Here is a 20817-nt window from a genome sequence, read left to right on the forward strand (position 1 = left end):
GCGGCCGGCTGGAGTACAGGGCGGCCGGCTGGAGTACAGGGCGGCTGGAGTACCGGGCGGCCGGAGTACGGGGCGGGCGGCGCGGGCCGGTCAGGCCGGGCGGAGGCCGAGCGGCTTGCCGACCAGCGACTCGCGCCGGACCGCCAGGCGGTCCGCGACCGCCTGGAGCGCCACGGCCGCCGGGGCGTCCGGGACGTCGAGCACGATCGGGCGGCCGGCGTCGCCGCCCTCGCGGACCCGGGTGTCCAGCGGGATCCGGCCGAGCAGCGGCACCGGCGCGCCGATGGTGCGGGTGAGCGAGTCCGCGACCGTCTGGCCGCCCCCGGCCCCGAAGACCTCCAGGCGCTCGCCGGTGGGCAGCTCCAGCCAGCTCATGTTCTCGATGACGCCGACGATCCGCTGGTGGGTCTGCAGGGAGATCGCCCCCGCCCGTTCGGCCACCTCCGCGGCGGCCTGCTGCGGCGTGGTGACGATGAGGATCTCGGCGTTGGGCAGGAGCTGTGCCAGCGAGATCGCCACGTCGCCGGTACCCGGGGGGAGGTCCAGGAGCAGGACGTCGAGGTCGCCCCAGTACACGTCGGCGAGGAACTGCTGGAGCGCCCGGTGCAGCATCGGGCCGCGCCAGACGACGGCGGCGTTGCCGGAGGTGAACATGCCGATCGAGATGACCTTCACGCCGTTCGCCTGCGGCGGCATGATCATTTCTTCGATCCGGGTGGGCCGGCCGTCGGCGCCGAGCATCCGGGGGACCGAGTGGCCGTAGATGTCGGCGTCGACGACGCCGACGGCGAGCCCGCGGGAGGCGAGCGCCGCCGCCAGGTTGACCGTGACGCTGGACTTGCCGACGCCGCCCTTGCCGCTGGCCACGGCGTACACCCGGGTCCGGGAGCCGGGCTGGGCGAACGGGATCACCGGCTCCTCGGTGCCCCCGCCGCCGCGCAGCCGGCTCTGCAGGTCCTTGCGCTGCTCGGCCGTCATCACGCCGAAGTCGATCTCGACGCCGCGGACGCCGGGCACCGCGCCGACCGCCGCGGTGATGTCCGCGCGCAGCTTGTCCTTCAGCGGGCAGCCGGCGACCGTGAGCAGGAGCGCGACCGTGACCACGCCGTCGGCGCCGACCGCGACGTCGGCGACCATCCCGAGTTCGGTGATCGGGCGGCGGATCTCGGGGTCGTCCACCGTCGCCAGGGCCGCCCGGAGGGCGGCCTCGTCGATGGTCCGGGTCGATGGCATGGGGTCCATGCTACGTCCCGCGCGGGTACCGCCACCCGGCGCCCGAGCGGCGGGCGGGCGGCGGTACCCGCGCCGGTCAGCGGCCGACGCCGGTCCGGCGCGGCCACCAACTGACCGGGCCGGTGTCCAGCAGCAGGGCAGGTACCAGCACCGACCGGACCACGAGCGTGTCCAGCACCACCCCGACCGCCACGACGAGCCCGATGCCGAGCATGGTGACCAGCGGCAGCGTGGCCAGTACCGTGAACGTCGCCGCCAGGACCAGGCCCGCGCTGGTGATCACGCCGCCGGTGGCGGTGAGGCCGCGCAGGACCCCGGCCCGGTGGCCCACCCGGCCGACCTCCTCGCGGATCCGGTGCGCCAGGAAGATGTTGTAGTCCACGCCCAGGGCGACCAGGAACACGAAGCCGAGCAGCGGCGTCGAGTGGTCGAAGGCGCCCAGGTCGAAGACGCCCCGCAGGAGCAGCGCGGCGGCGCCCAGCGCGGCGGCGTAGGAGAGCACGACGGTGGTGATCAGCAGCAGCGGCGCGACGAGGGCGCGCAGCAGCAGGACCAGCACCAGCAGGACGGCGGCGAGGACCAGCGGGATCACCAGCCGGCGGTCGTGGTCCGCGGCGGCCTCGATGTCGATCTTCTGCGCCGTCGGGCCGCCGACCACCGCGCCCGGGATCCCGCCGGTGGCGGCCCGCAGTCGGCGGACCGTGTCCGCGGCCGCCGGGCTGTCGGGGGCGTCGGCGAGGACCACCGGTACCGACACCAGGGCGCCGTCGGTGGACACGGCCGGCGGCCGCAGCCGGACGACGCCGGGCACGCCGCCCGCCGCCGCCGCGACCCGGCCCCGGGCCGCGACCGGCGCGACGATCTCGGCGGGGGCGCCGCTGCCGGCGGGGAAGTGGGTGGCGATCCGCTCCTGCGCGGTGACCGACTCGGGCGTGGTGGTGAAGGACTCGGCCTGGGTGGTACCGATCTTCACGCCGGCCACCCCGAAGACCAGCGCGCCGAGGGCCACGGCGGTGGCGGCCCAGACGAGGCGGGGCCGGGCGGCGACGCCCTCGCCCAGCCGGGTCCAGCCGCGGGCCGGCCGGGCCGGTACGCCCGGGCGCGGGACGAACGGCCAGAAGACCCAGCGCCCGGCCGCCACCAGCAGCGCCGGCAGGAGCATCAGCGTGGTGGCGGCACCGGCGAGGACGCCGAGCGCGCCGACGGCGCCGATGCTGCGGTTGGAGTTCAGGTCGGCGACCAGCAGGCAGAGCAGGCCCAGGACGACCGTGCCGGCGCTGGCCAGGATCGCGGGCGCGGAGCGGCGCAGCGCCACGAGCATGGCGTGCCGGCGGTCGGGGTGCCGGCGCAGCTCCTCGCGGTACCGGGCGAGCAGGAGCAGGGCGTAGTCGGTGCCGACGCCGAAGACCAGGACCGTGGTGATGCCGGCGCTCTGCCCGTCGACGGGCAGCGCGAACTCCTTGCCCAGCAGGTAGATCAGCGCCTCGGACACCTGGGTCGCGGCGCCGACGGCGAGCAGCGGCAGCAGCCACAGCACCGGGCTGCGGTAGATCAGCAGGAGCAGGACCGCGACGACGGCGCCGGTGATGGCGAACAGGTCGGTGTCCAGGTCGCTGAAGACCTTCACGGTGTCCACGAGGCCGGCGGCGGGACCGCCGACGGCGCCGGTCAGGCCGGGCGGCAGCCCGTCGCGGGCCAGCGCCCGCAGGCCGTCGATCCGGTCGAACAGGCGGTCCTCGCGCGCCATCATCGCGGTGACGGTGGCCGCGCGGCCGTCGACGGCGTACTCCACGGGCGCGACCCGGCCGCCCAGCGCGAAGGCCGCCGCGGCGGTCCGCTTCGCCTCGATGGCCGCCCGGTCGGCGGCGGTGAGCGCGCCGTCGCGGGTGAACACGGCGACGGCCGGCAGCGCGTCGGCGGCGGGGAACCGGGCCGCGTACGCGGCGACCCTGGTGGCGTCCGCGCCGCGCGGCAGCATCGAGACGGCATCGTTCTTCTGGACGTCGTTGACCTTCGCGGCCAGGGGCGAGAGCCCGGCGAGGACGGCGATCCAGGCGCCGATGATCAGCCAGACGGCGAGCCGGCCGCGCAGCAGCCGCGGCAGCTTCTCGGGCGGGTCCGCGGCGGCGGCGTCGGCGGGCGCGTCGTGGGGCGGAGCGGGAACGGTGGACATGGGCATCCTCGGGCCGGGGAGGGCCGGCCGGCCGGTACGCCGGCCAGAAGCCTCAGGTTTCATGTGTAAGGAAAGGCTGACACATGAAAACAGACAAGGTCAACCCTGAGATTCCTCGGGGTCGGCCTGGTCAGCGGGGTTTGCGGCCGCCGCGGCGGGTGTCCTCGCCGCCCGGGTCCGCCGGGTGCTCCCGCTCGTACCGGCGCTGCGCCGCGTCGTCCAGCTCCTCGGCCAGCCGGGTCAGCTCCGAGCGCAGGAAGTCCCGCGTCGCGACCTCGCCGAGGGCGATCCGCAGCGCGGCGATCTCCCGGGCCAGGTACTCGGTGTCGGCCTTCTGCATCGCCGCCCGGCGCCGGTCCTCCTCCATCGTCAGGCGGTCCCGGTCGGCCTGCCGGTTCTGGGCGAGCAGGATCAGCGGCGCGGCGTAGCTGGCCTGCAACGACAGGACCAGCGTCATGAACTGGTACGGGTACGGGTCGAACCGCCACCCGAACGGGGTCAGCGTGTTCCAGGCGAACCAGATGCCCACCACGACCGTCATGTAGACGATGAACCGGGCCGTCCCCATCGACCGGGCGAACCCCTCCGACCAGCGGCCGAACGCCTCGGGGTCGAACCGCGGCAGGGACAGCCGGTCCGTCTCGCGCGGCTGGTCCAGCCGCCGCGGCTCCGTCATCCGCCCGACCCCGGCGCAAGATCCTGGCTGTCCCGGTCCCGCCAGTCGTGCGGCAGCAGGTGGTCGAGCACGTCGTCCACGGTGACCGCCCCCACCAGCCGGTCGGCGTTGTCCACCACCGGCATCGAGACCAGGTCGTAGGTCGCCATCCGGCGGGTGATCTCCGGCAGCGGCGTTTCCGGGTCCAGCGGGTCGATGTCGTTGTCCACGACCCCGCCGAGCAGCTCGGCCGGCGGCTCCCGGAGCAGCTTCTGGAAGTGCGCCATGCCCAGGTAGCGACCCGTCGGCGTGGCGGTGGGCGCCCGGCTGACGAAGATCTGCGCGGCCATGGCGGGGGAGAGCTGGGGCGCGCGGATCCGCGCCAGCGCCTCGGCGACCGTGGCGTCCGGCGTCATGATCACCGGCTCCGAGGTCATCACCGAGCCGGCCGTCCCGGGCAGGTACTTCATCAGCGCCCGGACCGGCTCCGCCTCGTCGGGCTGCATCAGGTCCAGCAGCACCTCCTGCTCGACCTTGGGCAGCTCGGCCAGCAGGTCGGCGGCGTCGTCGGGGTCCATCTCCTCCAGTACGTCGGCGGCGCGCTCGCGGTCCAGCGCGGCGAGGATCTCCACCTGGTCGTGCTCGGGCAGCTCGCCCAGGACGTCGGCGAGGCGCTCGTCGTCCAGGGCGGCGGCGACCTCGTTGCGCCGGGTGTCCGACAGCTCCTGGAGCACGTTGGCCAGGTCCGCGGGGCGGAGCTGGTCGAGCATGGCCAGCAGGCTGGCCGTCCCCTGCGCCTCGGGCTGGCCGACCAGGCCGGCCAGTTCGCCCCACTCCAGTTGGCGCAGGTGGCCGCGGCGGGTCAGCCGGCCGGAGAGCTCCCGCACGGCGACCCGGTGCAGGGTCCACTCGCCCAGCCGGTTGGCCTCCATCGCCACGTCGACCACCGTCGCCGCCCGCCCGGCGGCGCTGATCGTCACCCGGCGGTCCAGCAGCTCCTCCAGGACCAGCAGCTCGTCGGGCCGCTTGGAGAAGCGGCGCAGGTTCAGCGTGCCGGTGTTGAGGACGACCGCGTCGGCGTCGACCGAGGTGATCCGGCCGATCGGCAGGAAGATGCGGCGGCGCATGGCGATCTCGGCGACGAGACCGACCACCTGGGGCGGCCGGCCGCCCATCCGGAGCCGGGCCACCGCGTCGCGGACACGGCCGACCTGGTCCCCGTTGGGATCGAAGACGGTCAGCCCGGCGAGCCGCGCTACGAAGACCTTGGTCGCGGTGGTCACGCGATCAGCCTAGTGCGCGCACGGATCGTCTAGCGTGCAAGGCCATGTCCAACCTCACCGCACCCGGACGCCTCCCGTACGAGGTCGTCGACGTGTTCACCGACCGGCCGTTCGCCGGCAACCCGCTCGCCGTCGTGCTGGACGCCGACGGGCTCTCCGGCGACCAGATGCAGGCCCTGGCCCGGGAGTTCCACCTGTCGGAGACGGTGTTCCTGCTGCCCGCGCGCAGCCGGGACGCCGCGTACCGCCTGCGGATCTTCACTCCCGAGGCCGAGCTGCCGTTCGCCGGGCACCCCAGCATCGGCGCCGCGGTGACGGCCGTGCGCCTCGGGCGGGCGCAGCCGGACACCGAGGGCACCGTGGTGCAGGAGTGCGGCGCCGGCCTGCTGCCGCTGCGGATCGGGGGCGACGGCCGCGGCGCCCGCCTCACCGGCGGCCGCCCGGCGGTGGGGGCGCCGCTGGACCCGGCGCCGCCGCGCGCCGTGGTCGGGCTGCCGGGCGCGGCGGGCGGCGGCGACCCGGTGCCCGCGCCGCGGGTGGCGGGCTGCGGCCTGGACTTCCTGTACCTGGCCGTCGCGCCCGCGCAGGTCGCCGCCGCGGCGCTGGACACCGCCGCGGCGGCCCGGCACGGGGTGCCGGAGCTGTGCGTGTTCGGCTGGGACCCGGCCACCCGCACCGCCCACTCGCGCGTCTTCTGCCCCGGCTCGGGGGTGCCGGAGGACCCGGCCACCGGCTCGGCGGCCCTCGGCCTGGGCGCCTACCTGGTGGCCACCGGCCTGCTGCCGCCGACCGGCGAGTCCGCGTACACCGTGCGCCAGGGCCTGGAGCTGCACCGGCCGTCCACGTTGCACTGCACGGTCGAGGCGCGCGACGGCGCCGCCGCGACGGTGACGGTGGCCGGCGCCGTCGTCCCGATCGCCACGGGCGCGATCGCGGTACCGCCGTTCGTCGGCTGACGCGGCGCCAGCGGCGCCCCGATCGTCAGGGCGACCCCCACCGGGTCGGCCGCGTGGTCAGCCGCGGGGCGGGCGGCGGACCCGGTGCAGCCGGAACGGCCGCCGGGCCGGCCGGGTCGCGGGCGTGTCGCGCGGCGGCGCCGCCTGCGCGCCGGCCGGCAGGTCCGCCCCGCCGGCCGGCGGGGCCGGCGTCGGGGCGAGGCACAGGACCGCCACCCCGTCGGCGGCCCAGCGCGCGACGAGGTCCGCGGCCGGGCCGCCGCCGTTGAGGCGCTTGGCGGCCAGCGCCGCGGCCGCCTCCGCCCACCGCGGCCCGTCGGGGGCGATCCGGTCGACGGCTGCGGTCCAGGTGGCGATCCGGCCGCCGTGGTCCCCGCGCGCCGTCACCTCGGCGGTGGCCGCGCCGGCCAGCCCCGGTGCGTCCTGCTCGCCGGGGCCGGTGACGACGTACAGGCCGTCGGCGAGGGGCAGGCACCACAGCGCGGCGGCGGGGCGGCCCGCGGCGGCCACCCATACCAGGGCCGCCCGGCGGGAGGCCTCGGCGACCAGCGGGTGCGGCGGCGCGGGTTCGGTCACCGGTCCATCCTGCCGCACCGGAGCGGCCGGCGCGCTAGGGCGCCGCCGCGGGCGCGCGGTCCAGCAGGGCCGGTACCTCGCTGAGCGCGCCGACGGCCGGCCCGGCGAAGTCGTCCGGCTCGAACACCAGGTGGCCGCCGAGGTCCGGGGCGGCCAGCCGCACGGCCGTCATGCCGAACGCCGCCGCCCCGGTCAGCTCCCGGCCGCCCCCGTCCCCGACGTACAGGCACTCGCCCGGGCGCACCCGCAGCCAGGCGCACGCGGCCGCGTACATCGCCGGGTCCGGCTTGCACCGGCCGACGTGGACGGAGTAGACGGTCGCCTCCAGCAGGGGCGCGACGGGCAGCCCGGGCAGCAGTACCGGCAGCTCGTACCCGCAGTCGCTGACCACTCCGGTGCGCAGCCCGCGGCCCCGCAGCGCGGCGAGGGTCGCCACGGCGTCGGGGCGCAGCCGCAGGTCGGCGGCCAGCGCCGCCCGGCGGGCCGGCAGCGCGGCGGCGAGCCGGGCGTCGCCGGGTGCGCCGCCGGCCAGCCGGCAGACCTCGCGCAGGGCGCACAGCTCGTCGCCGTACGCCCCCCGCGCCCGCTCGCGGAACGTCGCGTCGAGCGCCGCCGTCATCAGGGCGGGGTCGCACCCGAGGTCCCGGGCGATCCGGCCGTGCGCCGGACCGCGCCGCACCGCCTGGGTCAGGGTGCCGAAGAAGTCGAAGAGGACCGCACGGTACCGGGACATGACAGGGCACGACCTCCGAAACGGGGCGGGAACACGCCGCGAAAGGAAATCATGTCCTTCGTGCTCTTTCGCTCCCGGGGTCAGCGGCCCCGGCAGGTGTCGACGGCGGCCCGGCGGGCGCCGCGCTCAGCCGGTCAGGGCCGCCAGCGCGTCGTAGGAGCCCGAGTCCCCGGCGCCGCCGCCGCCGTCGGTGGTCGCCACGTACACCCCGATCACGATGATGACGACCAGCGACAGCACGGCGATGGCCGTGGTGATCCAGCCGATGATGATCGCCGCCTTGGCCAGCCCGGCGCCGTTCTCGCCGCGCTCGTTGATCTGCCGCTTCGCCACGTGGCCGAGGACCGCGCCGACGGCGCCGATGATGCCCCCGACGCCGTACGCGCAGAGGCTGAACACGCCGAGGACCGACGCGACGATGGCCGCGATGGCCAGGGTGTTGTGCGGCATCGGCGTCGCGTAGCCGGGGTACTGCGACCCGTACCCGTACTGCGCGTAGCCGGAAGGGCCGTACGGGGCCGCCGGCCCGGCCGGCGGGTAGTAGGGCTGACCGGGCGCCGGCTGCTGGCCCAGGTGCTCCCCGGGCGACGGGGCGGCCGGCGGGGGAGTGGCCGGCGGGTACGGGTACGGCTCGCCGTAGGCCGGTGGGCTGGCGGTCGGGTCGGCGGGCGGCGGCCCCCCGGACCCGGGGTTCCCGGGCCAGTTTTCCGGCTGCGTCATGCGTGCTCCGATCGCAAGGTCAGTACGGCCACCCTATCCGCTCGCCGGGGCCCCGCGAAGCGGCCGGGCGGGCGCCCCCGGGCGCGCGGCCGGGCAGGCGGCCGGGTCGCGGACCGCCCGTCCGGGCAGGAACAGCGGATGCCGTTGCCGGTCCCTGCGCCAGCGGGCAGGATCGTCGCATGGGTATCCACGTATCAGGCGCCGCCGACGACGAGACCGGGTCGGCCGGCCGCTCACCCGACCGGCTCGATGGCCGGGTCGCGCTCGTCACCGGCGCCGGCTCCCCCGAGGGCATCGGCTACGCGACCGCGCACCGCCTGCGGGCGCTGGGCGCCACCGTCGCCATCGTCTCGACCACCCGGCGGATCCACGACCGGGCCGCCGAGCTGGGCGACGGCGTCACCGGCTTCGTCGCCGACCTCACCGACGAGGCGGAGGTGGGGGCCCTGGCCGACGCGGTCGCCGACCAGTTCGGCCCGGTGGAGATCGTGGTGAACAACGCCGGCCTGGCGAGCAAGGCCAGCCCGGAGGTGCTGCGCCCGGTGGCGCAGTTGACGTACGACGAGTGGAAGGCCGAGATCGACCGTAACCTCAGCACGGCCTTCCTGGTCAGCCGGGTCTGCATCGCCGGCATGGCCGAGCAGGGCTGGGGACGCATCGTCAACCTCTCCGCCACGGCCGGGCCGATCAACGCGCTGCCCGCGGAGGCCGGCTACGCCGCGGCGAAGGCCGGCGTCGTCGGGCTCACCCGGGCGCTGGCGATGGAGCTGGTCGCCGACGGCATCACGGTCAACGCGGTGGCCCCGGGCACGATCCACACCAGTGCCTCGACCCTGGTGGAGCTGAAGCAGGGCTTCGGCACCCCGATGGGCCGCCCGGGCCAGCCCGAGGAGGTGGCCGCGGCGATCGGGTTCCTGTGCACCCCGGCGGCGTCGTACATCACCGGCCAGATGCTCGTCGTCGACGGCGGCAACAGCGTCGCGGAGGCCGCCTTCCGCTGACGGCCTGTGTCCGCCTGACGGCCCGTGTCCGCTGACGGCCCGCCGCGGCGCCCCGGGCCGGTACCGGCGGTCCCGGGCAGCCCCGCCCGCCTGGCCGCCCGCTCAGCCCGCCAGCCGGTCGTGCTCCCCGGCCGCCTCCCGCTGCCGGGGGATCCGCGCCGCGGGCCGGTCGTCGGCGGCGGCCAGCGCGGCGCGCAGCCGGATCAGCTCCAGCGGCGTACCGATCGCGGCCCGGTGCTCGGGGTGCGCGGCGTAGTGGCGCACCGCCCGGGCCAGGAACAGCGGATCGACCCACAGCCAGCTCAGCGGCACCTCGACCCCCGGGGCCAGGGGCAGCGCCCGGCGCCGCGGGCCGGCCACGCCGGACAGGTCGACGTCCGCCCAGGGCACGAGCCGGCCCTGCGGGCCGCTGCGCGCCCCCCGGAGCAGGACGCCCTGCGGCGTCAGCGCGAGCTGCGGCCCGCGGGCCACGTACCAGGCCACGGCCGCCAGCGGCGGCTGCACCAGGGTCAACCCCGCCAGCAGCGCCGCCGGGCCGGCCGCCAGACGGCCGTCCGCGTGCATGGTCAGGGGAAGGGTGCCGGTCGCCCAGGACAGGTACAGCAGCAGCGGCACGCCCAGCCACGGCGTCGGCGCGACGGGGAAGCCCCGCCCCCGCAGCCACCAGCGCGGCCGGACCTCGGGCGCGGCGAGCAGCCCGCGCGGCGGCGACTGCGCCCGGATCAACCGGGCCAGCAGCAGTACCGGCGCCGCCGCGGCCGCGGCGGTGGCCAGGGTCAGCACGGGCAGCGCCAGCCAGGCGGGCAGGGTCCAGGCGTACGGCTGGACGAGGACCGTGACCCACAGCCGGAAGGCGACGGCGGCCAGCGCCAGCGCCGCGACGGCGCCCCAGAGCTGGCCGGCGCGCACGGCGATCGCCCGCGCCTCGGTCAGCGCGGGGGCGGGGCGGGGCGCCAGCAGCCTCCCGAGGAGGCCGCGGCGGTCCGGCCCGGGCGGAGGAGCCATGGTCGGGGCCACGTCTCAGACCGTACTCAATCGGGCGCCGCCGGGGCGACCGCCGGACGGTCAGAGTCCGGCCGGCGACCGGCCTCGGTCCCTGGCGGCGACCTTCGGTCCTCGGCGGTGACCCCTCAGTCCTTGGCGGTGACCCCTCAGTCCTTGGCGGCGATGCGCTCGCGCACGGCGTCCATGTCGAGGGCGCGGACCTGGCCGACCAGATCCTCCAGCGCCTTCTCCGGCAGCGCACCGGCCTGGGAGAACACCATCACGCCGTCCCGGATCGCCATGATCGTGGGGATCGAGCTGATGTTGAACCGCTGCGCCAGCTCCGGCTGCGCCTCGGTGTCGACCTTGCCGAAGGTGACGTCGGGGTGCTTCTCCGACATCTTCTCGTAGGTCGGCGCGAACCGCAGGCAGGGACCGCACCAGCTCGCCCAGAAGTCCACGAGGACGATGCCCTCGCCGCGCGTGGTCTCCTCGAACGTCGCGGTGGTGAGCGCTACGGTCGCCATGATGTGAATCTCCCATCGGCCAGGTGGTCCAACAAGTGGGGAAACCGTACCGAGGCGCGGACCATTCCCCTAGCCGGACGGGGCGCGGGCCACAGTCGCGCGGCTCACGTTGGCCGGCCCCCCGGGCAGGAGGAGGATGGCGGCGTGGCCCCCGACCTCGCGCTGCTGGTGTACGACGGCGACTGCGGATTCTGCACCCGCTGCGTGGAGTTCGCCCGCGCCCAGGTCCGGCCGCAGGTCCGCATGGCGCCCTGGCAGCAGCTCGACCTCGCGGCGTGGGGCCTGACCCGCGCCCAGTGCCTCGCGGCGGCGCAGTGGTGCGGCACCGACGGCGGCCGGGCGGCGGGGCCGGTGGCGATCGCGCACGCCCTGCGCACGGCGCCGAACTGGTGGCGGCACGTCGGCGCGCTGCTCGCGGCGGCGCCGGTGCGCTGGCTGGCCTGGCCGGTGTACCGGGTGGTCGCCCGGCATCGCCACCGGCTGCCCGGCGGCACAGCCGCGTGCGCCCTCCCGGAGCGCGACAGTGCCGGTCCGCCTGGGGCGGACCGGCACTGAAACCGTCGGGCGCGAAGCCATCGACGGAGGTGAGTCACTCTCCGTTATCTGTTGGTACGGCTGGGGGAAACCTTGCTCACGTTTCGGTAACTGTGTGTCGGATATCTAACTCATGCATTGGCGTACGTCGCTGCGTGCGGCAGAATCTTCCCTACCAGAGCGTGGGCGGCGGGTGCCGGGGAGGGCCCCGCCGCTCATTGCGTCCCGACTCTGTCGGCGCGCGTCTCCGCCTGCGGGCGTCGTCCGCGTCGCGTGGACACTGGTTCGCGGAGGAGGAGTGTCTCCGTGAACGATCCTCGCGCCCGTCGGGTTCCGCTGCCCGCGTCGTGTCTCCCTTCCGTCGTTGCTGCGCCTGCTTCTTCCGCGTCCGTCGTGTCCTGCGCGTGAGTCTCCGTGTCCGTCGCTGGTCCGCTGCCCGCCGGCCGTACCGTCCTGTCGGTGTCCGCCGTCGTTCTGTGTGGCCGGGTGCTGAAATAGACGCCGGGTGGCCGCGTTAGGTTCCCTGCCATGACGCCGTCCCCGGAATCCGTCCCCGACGCGCCCGCCGAGCCGCCGCCGGCGGACGGGGTCGGCGTCGGGCCGTGGCCGGGTCCGCCCCCGGCGGACCCCCGGCTGGACCCGGCGCTGCTGGCGGCCGGCGACCGCCGCAACGTCGTGGACCGGTACCGGTACTGGCGGCACGAGGCGATCGTCGCCGACCTCGACAGCCGCCGGCACGACTTCCACGTCGCCATCGAGAACTGGCAGCACGACCTCAACATCGGGACCGTGGTCCGCACGGCGAACGCGTTCCTGGCGGCGGCGGTACACATCGTCGGCCGCCGCCGCTGGAACCGCCGGGGCGCGATGGTCACCGACCGGTACCAGCACGTGCGGCACCACCCCGACCCGGCCGCGCTGCGCGCCTGGGCGACGGGGGCGGGGCTCGCCGTCGTCGGGGTGGACAACCTGCCGGGCAGCCGCCCGCTGGAGACCGCGGTCCTGCCCCGCCGCTGCGTGCTGCTGTTCGGGCAGGAGGGCCCGGGACTGTCCGATGCCGCCCGCGCCACCTGCGACGCGCTGTACTCCGTCGCGCAGTACGGCTCGACCCGGTCGATCAACGCGGGTGTCGCCAGCGGCATCGCGATGCACGCCTGGATCCGCGCCCACGCCGCCCCGCCGACCGCCTGAGGGCCCCGGCAGGAGCCTTCGGGACCCGGCCGGGGCGCCCCCGCGCGGCGTGCGGGGGGCGCGGGAATCTCGCGGTTCCGCTTGACGGCGGTGGCGGGGCGGCGCACCGTGGCTGTGTGGCCGTGACAGTGAGTTGCCCGCGGTGCGGCGGGTCGGTGAGAGAGCCGGACCTCATGCACAGCGAGTGGCGTTGTCAGGACTGCGGGCCGGTCGCCCCGCTGCACGTCGCCGAGCACATCAACACCGACGTCGTGGCGGCGGCGAGCCACGCCGTGCGCAGCGGCGGCGGGCGCACGCCCCTGTGGTGCCTGTGGCCCCTGCCCACCCACTGGACGGTCACCGGTGTCGGCTGGGCGGGCGACCAGCGCACGGGCGCCCGCGCGGCGGCGGTGGCCGTCAGCGGCCCCACGCCGCTGGGCGGCGGGCCGGCCGACATCATCTTCGTCGCCGAGGAGCCCGGCCTGGGCCTGGGCACCCGGTTCGCCGGCATCCCGGGACCCGACCCCGGGACGTCGCTGTCCGAGGTGATGGCCGAGGTCCCGCACGCCAAGGTGAAGGCCGGCGGGCACCCGGCCCCGCTGTGGTCGGTCAAGTCGCCCGCCGACCGCAGCGCGTACGCCGGGGAGGCGCGGGGGATGTGGCTGTACGCGGTGGCCTGGCCGGCGAGCGCCGGCTACCTGCTCGCCGAGAACGTCGTCCTGCAGGACCTGGCCGAGTGGACGCCGCCGGAGCTGGTGTTCGGCGCGCCGTCGCCCTATCTACACGGTCGCGGCTGATCGCGGAAGGGCAAACGGGCGCACGCGGCATGGGTCACTCATTATGTTGATCAAGCCCCATCTGGTCGCACAGTTGGTAGGCTCACTGTCACCGGGCGCACACTAACTGGGTGATTCGTAAGTGTTGACCGGTGTGTACCGGAACAGGCACCAGCAGGGCGGGCCGGTACCCGTGGGCGCGCGTCACACGCCCGCGACAGATGTGGCAGTCTGGGGCAGACCGTTCCGGGCCGTCGCGGACCGCCGGGAGCTGGTGACGTGCATCGCCATCGATGTACGGGTACGGCTGAGTTGGGATCTGCGCACGACGGGGTCAGCCGCCCGGTCGTAGCCAGTCGCGGAAGGGGTTGGACCGCAATGGTCAGAAAGGTCCTCACCTGGGGCGGGCTCGCCTTCCTGCTGTTCTTCGTCGCGTTCCGGCCGGAGTCCGCGGCCAACGTCTTCCGGGCGATCGGCGCCGGGATCGCCGACGTGGCCCAGGGGCTCGGCGAGTTCTTCACCAACCTGGTCGCCTGATCGGCCATGGCCACCCCCTCGGACGGTCCGCCGTCCAACCCGGACGGCGATCCGCACCCGGGGGAAGGCGGGCGGCGTCCTGAACCCGCCCGCGGCGGCGACCCGACGGCGGACACCGGCGGCCACCACCCGGACGGCACCGACCCGCTGACCGCGCCCGGCGGCAGCCCGGGCGGACCCCGGCCACCCGGCCCGGAGCCCTCCGGCGAGCCGGCACGCGGGCCGCACGGCGGCGACGAGGGCGGGCGCGGCGGCGACAGCACCTGGTTCTTCGGCCCGGAGTTCGGGCACGAGGAGTCCTCGGTGCGCGGCACGGCGAGCGTCCGCAGCCGGGCCTCGGTCCGGCCGCAGTTCTCGCCCGAGGAGCTGGCCGGGCTCGCCGACGGCCCCACCGTCGCCCCGCGGCGGGTCGTACCCCTCGACGACGAGCCCTCGGCGCTGGTCGGCCGGTACCTGTTCCCGACCGAGCGGTACCGCGGCGAGTGGAAGCGGCACCCCGTCCACCTGGCCCGGCCCCTGTTGATCGCCGCGGGCGCGACTGTCGGCCTGGGCATCGTCTCCGGCATGTTGGCCGGCAACAGCACCGGCGAGGGCGCCACCGCGCTGCTGTTCCTGGCCTGGCTCGCCGTGATGGTCTGGGTCGGCTGGGAGGTCGCGGACTGGTTCTGCGACCGGTTCATCCTGACCAACAAACGGGTGATGGTCGTCAGCGGCATCGTCACCCGGAAGGTGGCGATGATGCCGCTGGCCCGGGTGACGGACATGAAGTTCGAGCAGTCGCCGCTGGGCCGGCTGCTCAACTACGGCACCTTCGTGCTGGAGTCCGCAGGCCAGGACCAGGCACTGCGCGAGGTCATCCACCTGCCCAACCCCAACGAGCTGTACCTGCGGGTGGTCGAGGAGATGTACGAGCCGGCGGCGGTCGAGGCGCGGCTCAGCGCGGGCGACGACGAGGACGACGCCTGACCCCCATGGACCTCAAGGTCTTCGGCGAGGCTTTCGTCACTCTCATGGTCATCATCGACCCGCCCGGGATGGTGCCGATCTTCCTGGCGCTGACCAAGGTCCTGACGCTGCGCGACCAGCGGCGGGCGGCCTGGCAGGCCGTGGCGCTGGCCTTCGGCGTCATCGTGGTGTTCGCGGTCGGCGGGCAGACCATTCTCGACTACCTGCATGTGGACCTGCCGGCGCTCCAGGCCGCCGGTGGGCTCCTGCTCGTGCTGGTCGCGCTGGAGCTGCTGACCGGCAAGGCCGACGAGAGCGCCGCGCAGGCGACCTCCAGCGTGGCGCTGGTCCCGCTGGGCACGCCGCTGCTCGCGGGGCCGGGCGCGATCGTGGCGACGATGCTGTTCGTCCAGCGGGCCGACGGCGCCGCCGACTACGTCGCCATCGGGGCGGCGATCGTGGCCTCGATGCTCGCCGTCTGGCTGGTGCTGCGGTACTCCTCGCTGGTCGTCAAGCTGCTGCGCCCCGGCGGCATCGAGGTGCTCAGCCGGATCGCCGGCCTGCTGCTGGCGGCGATCGCGGTGCAGTTGATCGCCGACGCGGTGATGGAGTTCGTCAGCGCGTACGACGCGACGCACTGAGCGGGGTCGCCGTCCGTCGTACCGGGCTGTCAGGATGGACGCGTGCCTGAATCCTCCCCCCGCGACCCGTACCCGCGCCGCCCGCCCTACCGCGCCGCCGGAGGCGGGCAGCGGCCCCGGAGCGCGGCCCGACCGGCGCCGCGGCCGCGGGCCGACGCCGGCGAGCAGCTCGGGTTCGGCGGGATGCCGGAGAAGCTGTTCGTCTGCACGCCCAGCAAGCTGGGCGCCTACACCGACTGCCCGCGCCGGTACCGGTTCACCTACGTGGACCGGCCGCGGCCGGCGAAGGGTCCGCCGTGGGCGCACACGTCGCTGGGCGCCAGTGTCCACCTGGCACTGCGCGCGTGGTACGACGTGCCGCCGGGCCGGCGGGCGCCCGAGGCCATGGCCGCGCTCCTCAAGGCCGGCTGGGTGACCGAGGGCTACCGGGACGCCGCCCAGGAGCGGGCCGCCTACCGGATGGCGCTCGGCTGGCTGGAGGGGTACGCGGCGGGCCTGGACCCGGCGCAGGACCCCGTCGGCGTCGAGCGCACCGTGGCGACGACCACGGCCACCCTCAGCGTGCAGGGCCGCGCCGACCGCATCGACGAGCGGGCCGGCCCCGACGGCCCCGAACTGGTGGTCGTCGACTACAAGACGGGCCGGACCGGCCTGGACGCCGACGACGCGCGCGGCTCGACGGCGCTGGCCCTGTACGCCGTCGCCGCCCGCCGCACGCTGCGCCGGCCGTGCACCCGGGTCGAGCTGCACCACCTGCCGACCGGTACCGTCGCCGCGCACACCCACACCGACGAGTCCCTGGCCCGGCACGTGCGCCGCGCGGAGGAGACGGCGGCCGACATCGTGGCGGCCGAGCGCGCCGTCGGCGGCGGGACCGACCCGGACGAGGCTTTTCCGGCCACTCCGGGCACGCTCTGCCGCTGGTGTGACTACCGTCGGCACTGTCCGGCCGGCGCGGCGACGCCGGGGGGCGAGCCCTGGGAGGCGGTGGAGCGGGTCCTGCGCGAGCAGCCCGCCTGAGGCAGGAGGCGGCCGTGTTCGACGAGGTCCTCGGCATTCCGGCGCACCCGCTGATGGTGCACGCGGCGGTCGTCTTCGGGCCGCTGTTCTGCCTGGCGGCGATCGGTTATGCGGTGCTCCCGCGGTTCCGCGCCCACCTGGGTTGGCTGGTGGCGCTGCTCGCGGTGGGCTCGCCGGTGACGGCGCTGACCGCGGTGCTGTCGGGCAACGCGTTCCTGTCCCGGCTGCCGGCCGGGCCGGCCCGCGACCGGATGCTGGACCACCAGCAGTTCGGCGTCCTCTCGCTGTGGTCCAGCGTGCTGCTGGCGCTCATCGTCGCGGGCCTGCTCCTCCTGCACCGCCGGTGGGCGGCGGCGCCGCAGGGCGGGCCGCCGCGCTGGCTCGCCCACGTGGGCACCGCGCTGGTGGTGGTCCTGGCGGCAACGTCGCTGTACTTCTTCGTCCGCGCCGGCCACTCCGGGGCCGAGGCGGTCTGGGGCGGGGCGGGCTGAGCGGCGCGGCCGCACCCGTCCGGGGCGGCGTGGCCCGCCCACCGGGGGCGGTGCTGTTGCGCCCATCAGGGGCGGCGCGGCTGCGCCCATCGGGGCATGTGCCCCGGTGACGCGCGCCGGTACGCTGACGCCCGTGGAGTACACGGATGCGGCCGGTGTCCAGGGCGGCGGTCTCGACGCGGGTGGCGATGCCGACCGGGTCGTCGACCTGGTCGACGACGACCTGCCGCTGCTGCCCGAGCAGACCGGCGACGACACCGACCGCGGCTGGGGCGACTTCCACCGCGGCGACGACGCCTGGCTGCTCGCCGAGCGCCCCCCGCACTGGGACTAGCCGCAGGCGGATCCGGCCCCACCGGGCGGCAGTCGCCCGATCAGACGCCGCCGTAGTGCACGGGGTCAGGTCGCCCGGGTCAGGACTTCGCGGTCTTCGCGGCGCCGGAGCCGGCCGTGCCGGAGCTGGCGGCGCCGGAGGACGTGCCGGCCTTCGAGGTGGCGCCGTCACCGGACTTGGCCGGCTTGTCCGCGGGCTTGGCCCCCTCGGACTTGCCGCCCTCGGACTTGCCGCCCTCGGGCTTCGCCTTCGACCCCGTGCCCGCCCGCGCGTCGTTGCGGTAGAAGCCGGAGCCCTTGAAGACCACGCCCACCGCCGAGAACAGCTTGCGCAGTTTTCCGGCGCACTCCGGGCACTGCGTCAGCGCCGCGTCGCTGAAGGACTGGACCGCCTCGAACTGGTGGCCGCACGCGGTGCAGGCGTACTGGTAGGTGGGCACGATTCCTCCGTGTTCCGCGGGCGTCCGGCGCCCACCGGGACGGGCCGGTTCACCGCCCGTCCTGGCACTCCTCGTCGTCGAGTGCCAATAGTGCGCCATCGGCGCGGCTTCCGTCCAGCCGGGTCACGCCGTCCGACGGGGTGATCGCCGCGGTGACGGGCCGGTCGTGCGGCTCGCGCGGGAGGCGCGCGCGCAGCTCGCCGTCGTGCAGCAGCGCGACGGTCGGGGCGGTCACCCGCGCGAGTGCCCGGTCGTACGAGCCGCCGCCGCGGCCGAGCCGGTACCCGTGCCGGTCGACCGCCAGCGCGGGGACGACGACCAGCGCGGCGGCGCGGATGCCGGCCGGCCCGAGGCGGGTACCGGCGGGCTCGCGCAGTCCGCGGGCCGCGGCGGACAGCGGGTGCCCGTCCCAGGCTGCCCAGTCCAGATCGAGGTCCGGCAGCAGGACGGGCAGCAGCACCGTCGCGCCCGGCAGCGCCGCCCGGACCGCGTCGAGCAGGCCCGGGCCGCCGGGCTCGCCGCCCAGCGGGGCGTACGCGGCGACACACGCGGGCCGGCGGGCGGACAGCAGGGCGGCGAGGTGCCGGCCGACCGCGGCGTCGGCCGCCGCCCGCGCGCCGGGGGACAACGCGCGGCGGCGCGCCAGCAGTGACGTACGAAGCGTAACCTTCGCCGTTAAATCCGGTTTATCTGAAAAGTCAGACACGGAACACTCCTGTCCGAAGACGGCCAGATGCCGTCCTCTGTGCAAGCATCACTGCCGACCCACGGGCGGACCTCCCCCGGCCGCCCCCTGACCACGCTGCCGTGGCGGGCGGGTCGCGCCCGGATCCCGACGGGCGCAGCCTACGGCGACGCGGCCGGACCGGGTCGGCCCCGCCGTCGCTCCTGCGGAGGTCTGGGCCATGAGCCTGCGAACGCGGTTGACCACGGCGTTCCTCGCGGTCGTGCTCGGCCCCGTGCTGCTCGGCGCGCTGGTCGCCGCCGCGACGGTCGGGGCGGTCGCCAGCCAGCGCGGCACCGAGCAGCTCGACCGGGCCACCGGCGCAGTCGTGACCTCGGTGCGCGCCATGTGCCGCCAGCTCTACGCCGCCGCCAGCGCCGTCGCCATCGTCCCCGACGCCGACTCCCGCGCCGCCGCCGCCGAGCAGGTGCTCGGGGCCGGCCTGGGCAGCGCCGTACAGGTCAACGACGCCACCGGTCTGGTCACCCTCAGTACCCCGCAGCCGCCCGCCCAGCCGTGGGTCGCCTGCGCCGGCAGCGACGGCGAGCCGGCCGCCGGGGCGGCCGTGTCCGGCGGGTACGCCGCGCTGGCCGCGCAGGTCGAGCTGCGGGCCCACAGCGGCGCCGCCCTCGGCACGGTCACCGTCGCCGCGGCGGTCGACCGGGACTTCGTCGCCCGGCTGGCCGCGGCCAGCGGCGCCGCCGTCACCCAGCTCCGCCTCGACGCCGCCGGGGGTGCGGGGGCCGGGCACAGCACCGAACCGACCGGCGCCCGCCGCGGCGTCCTGGCGGCGGGGGAGCGGTACACCGGCGACCGCGACGCGTCCACCGCCGACGGGCAGCGGTACGTCCGGCGGGTCGGGCCGGGCGACGGCCAGCCGCTGCACCTGCTCCTGTCGGTCCCGCGGGCCAGCCCCGCCGGCACCTACGCGGCCCTGGTCGGCGTCGTCGTCCTGACCGCCGGCCTGGCCGTCGCGCTCGCCGCCTGGCTCGCCCGCAACACCACCCGCCCGCTGGCGACCCTCGCGGCCGCGGCCGACCGGTTCGCCGACGGCGACCTCGCCGCCCGGGTGCCGGCCGGCGGCTCCGACGAGGTCGGCCGGCTCGCCGCCACCTTCAACCGGATGACCCGCGAGACCCAGGCGTACGTCCAGGCCCTCACCGCCAGCCGCGACCAGCTCCGGGGCCACCTGGAGATCCTCGGCGACACCCTGTCCAGCACCCACGACCTGGACCGGATCCTGCGCGTGATCCTCCAGACGGCGATGGCCGCGACCAGCGCGCAGGCCGGCGTGGTGCTGCTCGCCGACGACGGGGACACCCTGCTCGGCAAGTGCGGCGAGGGCCTGGCCACCCGGCTGCCCGAGGCCGTCGCCGACGGCGTCGCCGGGCTGCGGGTCAGCCCCGGGGCCGGGGTGCTGGGCGTCGTCGCCGCCACCGGCGTCCCCCGCCGCGGCCGGGTGGCCGGCGGGGTGCCGGCGCTGTCGCCGACCGAGCCGCGCTGCCGCAGCTACGTCGCCGTACCGTTCGCCCTGCGCGCCACCGTCGGCGACGAGGCGGCCGGCGCGGCCCCGGCCCGGCGCACCGCCGGCCTGCTCGCGGTGTACGACCGGCTCGGCGCGGAGGAGTTCGACGACGCCGACCTGAGCACCCTGCGCACGTTCGCCGGCCAGGCCGCCGTCGCCGTCGACAACGTCCGGGCCCACGAGGAGGCGCACCGGCTCTCCCTGACCGACCCGCTGACCGGCCTGTGGAACTACCGGTACCTCCAGGAGGCCGCGCACCGCGAGGTCGAGCGCGCCACCCGCTTCGACCGCACGCTGACGGCGCTGGCGCTGGACATCGACCGGTTCAAGCGGATCAACGACACGTACGGGCACCGGGCCGGCGACGCGGTGCTGGTGGAGTTCGCCCGGCGGCTGCGGCTCGGCGTGCGCGAGGTGGACGCGGTGTTCCGGCAGGGCGGCGAGGAGTTCGTCGTCCTGCTCCCCGAGACGGACCGGGCCGGCGGCGAGGTCGTCGCCCAGCGCCTCGGCGCGCTCATCCGCGACACCCCCGTCACCGTCGCCGGCCGGACCCCGGGCAGCGCGGTCCGGATCCCGGTGACCACCTCCGTCGGCATCGCCGTGTTCCCCGCGCACGCCGCGTCCACCGGCGAACTGCTGGACGTCGCCGACCGCGCCCTGTACGCCGCCAAGTCCGGCGGGCGCGACACGTACCGCCTGGCCGGGGCCGCCCGCCCGGCCGTGCCGGCCCGGCCGCGGCGCCCCGCGGGCGAGGAGCCGGCCGCGGCCGCCGCCGGCGGGCGCGGCGCGCCGGGCGAGCCACACCCGGCGACGCCGCCGCCCGGCCGATAGTCTCGGGGC

23 protein-coding genes are annotated in these 20817 nt (G+C 76.3%); 12 read left to right on the forward strand and 11 right to left on the reverse strand.

Features of this window, described 5'->3' with window-relative positions:
• Positions 1–90: 90 nt before the first annotated feature.
• The 4 genes from IEY75_RS11840 to IEY75_RS11855 form a co-directional block, all read right to left on the reverse strand.
• Positions 91–1233 (reverse strand): Mrp/NBP35 family ATP-binding protein, encoded by a 1143-nt coding sequence (locus IEY75_RS11840; protein WP_189114337.1) that lies wholly within the window; start codon positions 1231–1233, stop codon positions 91–93.
• Between the two features lie 76 nt (positions 1234–1309).
• Positions 1310–3406 (reverse strand): MMPL family transporter, encoded by a 2097-nt coding sequence (locus IEY75_RS21275; protein ID WP_189114338.1) that lies wholly within the window; start codon positions 3404–3406, stop codon positions 1310–1312.
• A 130-nt stretch (positions 3407–3536) separates the two neighbouring features.
• Positions 3537–4082 (reverse strand): DUF1003 domain-containing protein, encoded by a 546-nt coding sequence (locus IEY75_RS11850; RefSeq protein ID WP_189114339.1) that lies wholly within the window; start codon positions 4080–4082, stop codon positions 3537–3539.
• A complete protein-coding gene (locus tag IEY75_RS11855) occupies positions 4079–5344 on the reverse strand; it encodes a magnesium transporter MgtE N-terminal domain-containing protein (protein WP_189114340.1) in 1266 nt (421 codons plus the stop codon). Before IEY75_RS11855 ends, IEY75_RS11850 begins: the two co-directional genes overlap by 4 nt.
• A gap of 44 nt (positions 5345–5388) precedes the next feature.
• Here IEY75_RS11855 and IEY75_RS11860 point away from each other — a divergent pair, with 44 nt between their 5' ends.
• Entirely contained in the window at positions 5389–6300 is a 912-nt protein-coding gene (locus tag IEY75_RS11860) for a PhzF family phenazine biosynthesis protein (RefSeq protein ID WP_189114341.1), read from the forward strand.
• Positions 6301–6357: 57 nt separating this feature from the next.
• On the opposite strand, the gene IEY75_RS11865 is transcribed toward IEY75_RS11860, so the two are convergent.
• From IEY75_RS11865 to IEY75_RS11875, 3 genes are all read right to left on the reverse strand, one after another.
• Complete coding sequence (locus IEY75_RS11865; protein ID WP_373290260.1) at positions 6358–6894, reverse strand: hypothetical protein; 537 nt, start codon at positions 6892–6894, stop codon at positions 6358–6360.
• A 16-nt stretch (positions 6895–6910) separates the two neighbouring features.
• Positions 6911–7609, reverse strand: a complete 699-nt coding sequence (locus IEY75_RS11870) for an HAD family hydrolase (RefSeq protein ID WP_189114343.1) — start codon at positions 7607–7609, stop codon at positions 6911–6913.
• A gap of 126 nt (positions 7610–7735) precedes the next feature.
• Positions 7736–8329: a DUF4190 domain-containing protein gene (locus tag IEY75_RS11875; protein WP_189114344.1), complete on the reverse strand. Its 594-nt coding sequence runs from the start codon at positions 8327–8329 to the stop codon at positions 7736–7738.
• A gap of 179 nt (positions 8330–8508) precedes the next feature.
• Here IEY75_RS11875 and IEY75_RS11880 point away from each other — a divergent pair, with 179 nt between their 5' ends.
• Positions 8509–9330 carry an SDR family NAD(P)-dependent oxidoreductase gene (locus IEY75_RS11880; protein WP_189114345.1) on the forward strand — a complete coding sequence of 274 codons (822 nt, stop codon included), beginning with the start codon at positions 8509–8511 and terminating at the stop codon, positions 9328–9330.
• A 102-nt stretch (positions 9331–9432) separates the two neighbouring features.
• Here the strand turns inward: IEY75_RS11880 and IEY75_RS11885 are convergent, their stop codons facing one another.
• Both IEY75_RS11885 and trxA read right to left on the reverse strand, forming a co-directional pair.
• Positions 9433–10347 carry a hypothetical protein gene (locus tag IEY75_RS11885; protein WP_189114346.1) on the reverse strand — a complete coding sequence of 305 codons (915 nt, stop codon included), beginning with the start codon at positions 10345–10347 and terminating at the stop codon, positions 9433–9435.
• 134 nt (positions 10348–10481) lie between these two features.
• The gene (gene trxA / locus IEY75_RS11890; RefSeq protein ID WP_189114347.1) at positions 10482–10841 is read right to left on the reverse strand and encodes a thioredoxin; all 360 of its coding nucleotides are present in this window, start codon (positions 10839–10841) and stop codon (positions 10482–10484) included.
• Between the two features lie 144 nt (positions 10842–10985).
• On the opposite strand from trxA, the gene IEY75_RS11895 reads away from it, so the two are divergent.
• The 9 genes from IEY75_RS11895 (at position 10986) to IEY75_RS11935 (ending at position 17289) form a co-directional block, all read left to right on the forward strand.
• Positions 10986–11396, forward strand: a complete 411-nt coding sequence (locus IEY75_RS11895) for a thiol-disulfide oxidoreductase DCC family protein (RefSeq protein ID WP_189114348.1) — start codon at positions 10986–10988, stop codon at positions 11394–11396.
• A 507-nt stretch (positions 11397–11903) separates the two neighbouring features.
• Positions 11904–12566, forward strand: a complete 663-nt coding sequence (locus tag IEY75_RS11900) for a TrmH family RNA methyltransferase (protein WP_189114349.1) — start codon at positions 11904–11906, stop codon at positions 12564–12566.
• A gap of 128 nt (positions 12567–12694) precedes the next feature.
• Positions 12695–13342: a DUF6758 family protein gene (locus tag IEY75_RS11905; RefSeq protein WP_373290266.1), complete on the forward strand. Its 648-nt coding sequence runs from the start codon at positions 12695–12697 to the stop codon at positions 13340–13342.
• Between the two features lie 357 nt (positions 13343–13699).
• Entirely contained in the window at positions 13700–13858 is a 159-nt protein-coding gene (locus tag IEY75_RS11910) for a hypothetical protein (RefSeq protein ID WP_189114350.1), read from the forward strand.
• A gap of 6 nt (positions 13859–13864) precedes the next feature.
• Positions 13865–14824: a PH domain-containing protein gene (locus IEY75_RS11915; protein ID WP_189114351.1), complete on the forward strand. Its 960-nt coding sequence runs from the start codon at positions 13865–13867 to the stop codon at positions 14822–14824.
• A gap of 5 nt (positions 14825–14829) precedes the next feature.
• A complete protein-coding gene (locus tag IEY75_RS11920) occupies positions 14830–15444 on the forward strand; it encodes a MarC family protein (protein WP_189114352.1) in 615 nt (204 codons plus the stop codon).
• 183 nt (positions 15445–15627) lie between these two features.
• On the forward strand, positions 15628–16464 hold the full coding sequence (locus IEY75_RS11925; protein WP_189114456.1) for a RecB family exonuclease: 837 nt from the start codon (positions 15628–15630) through the stop codon (positions 16462–16464).
• 14 nt (positions 16465–16478) lie between these two features.
• A complete protein-coding gene (locus IEY75_RS11930; protein ID WP_189114353.1) occupies positions 16479–16955 on the forward strand; it encodes a DUF2231 domain-containing protein in 477 nt (158 codons plus the stop codon).
• Positions 16956–17088: 133 nt separating this feature from the next.
• A complete protein-coding gene (locus IEY75_RS11935) occupies positions 17089–17289 on the forward strand; it encodes a hypothetical protein (protein WP_189114354.1) in 201 nt (66 codons plus the stop codon).
• 79 nt (positions 17290–17368) lie between these two features.
• Here IEY75_RS11935 and IEY75_RS11940 read toward each other — a convergent pair whose 3' ends face one another.
• Together IEY75_RS11940 and IEY75_RS11945 are read right to left on the reverse strand one after the other, a co-directional pair.
• Positions 17369–17728 (reverse strand): FmdB family zinc ribbon protein, encoded by a 360-nt coding sequence (locus IEY75_RS11940; protein ID WP_189114355.1) that lies wholly within the window; start codon positions 17726–17728, stop codon positions 17369–17371.
• A 49-nt stretch (positions 17729–17777) separates the two neighbouring features.
• Positions 17778–18434, reverse strand: a complete 657-nt coding sequence (locus IEY75_RS11945) for a 5-formyltetrahydrofolate cyclo-ligase (protein WP_189114356.1) — start codon at positions 18432–18434, stop codon at positions 17778–17780.
• 199 nt (positions 18435–18633) lie between these two features.
• On the opposite strand from IEY75_RS11945, the gene IEY75_RS11950 reads away from it, so the two are divergent.
• The gene (locus IEY75_RS11950; RefSeq protein WP_189114357.1) at positions 18634–20808 is read left to right on the forward strand and encodes a diguanylate cyclase; all 2175 of its coding nucleotides are present in this window, start codon (positions 18634–18636) and stop codon (positions 20806–20808) included.
• Positions 20809–20817: the final 9 nt, after the last annotated feature.

It is taken from the genome of Pilimelia terevasa, assembly GCF_014647915.1.
Taxonomy (GTDB): Bacteria; Actinomycetota; Actinomycetes; order Mycobacteriales; family Micromonosporaceae; genus Pilimelia; species Pilimelia terevasa.

Bases quoted from the DNA above. Each gene is read 5' to 3' on its own strand.
- IEY75_RS11850 (WP_189114339.1), bottom strand. From the start codon at position 4,082: ATGACGGAGCCGCGGCGGCTGGACCAGCCGCGCGAGACGGACCGGCTG.
- IEY75_RS21275 (WP_189114338.1), bottom strand. From the start codon at position 3,406: ATGTCCACCGTTCCCGCTCCGCCCCACGACGCGCCCGCCGACGCCGCC.
- IEY75_RS11925 (WP_189114456.1), top strand. From the start codon at position 15,628: ATGCCGGAGAAGCTGTTCGTCTGCACGCCCAGCAAGCTGGGCGCCTAC.
- IEY75_RS11860 (WP_189114341.1), top strand. From the start codon at position 5,389: ATGTCCAACCTCACCGCACCCGGACGCCTCCCGTACGAGGTCGTCGAC.
- trxA (WP_189114347.1), bottom strand. From the start codon at position 10,841: ATGGCGACCGTAGCGCTCACCACCGCGACGTTCGAGGAGACCACGCGC.
- IEY75_RS11840 (WP_189114337.1), bottom strand. From the start codon at position 1,233: ATGCCATCGACCCGGACCATCGACGAGGCCGCCCTCCGGGCGGCCCTG.
- IEY75_RS11950 (WP_189114357.1), top strand. From the start codon at position 18,634: ATGAGCCTGCGAACGCGGTTGACCACGGCGTTCCTCGCGGTCGTGCTC.
- IEY75_RS11880 (WP_189114345.1), top strand. From the start codon at position 8,509: ATGGGTATCCACGTATCAGGCGCCGCCGACGACGAGACCGGGTCGGCC.
- IEY75_RS11910 (WP_189114350.1), top strand. From the start codon at position 13,700: ATGGTCAGAAAGGTCCTCACCTGGGGCGGGCTCGCCTTCCTGCTGTTC.
- IEY75_RS11920 (WP_189114352.1), top strand. From the start codon at position 14,830: ATGGACCTCAAGGTCTTCGGCGAGGCTTTCGTCACTCTCATGGTCATC.
- IEY75_RS11875 (WP_189114344.1), bottom strand. From the start codon at position 8,329: ATGACGCAGCCGGAAAACTGGCCCGGGAACCCCGGGTCCGGGGGGCCG.
- IEY75_RS11870 (WP_189114343.1), bottom strand. From the start codon at position 7,609: ATGTCCCGGTACCGTGCGGTCCTCTTCGACTTCTTCGGCACCCTGACC.
- IEY75_RS11900 (WP_189114349.1), top strand. From the start codon at position 11,904: ATGACGCCGTCCCCGGAATCCGTCCCCGACGCGCCCGCCGAGCCGCCG.
- IEY75_RS11915 (WP_189114351.1), top strand. From the start codon at position 13,865: ATGGCCACCCCCTCGGACGGTCCGCCGTCCAACCCGGACGGCGATCCG.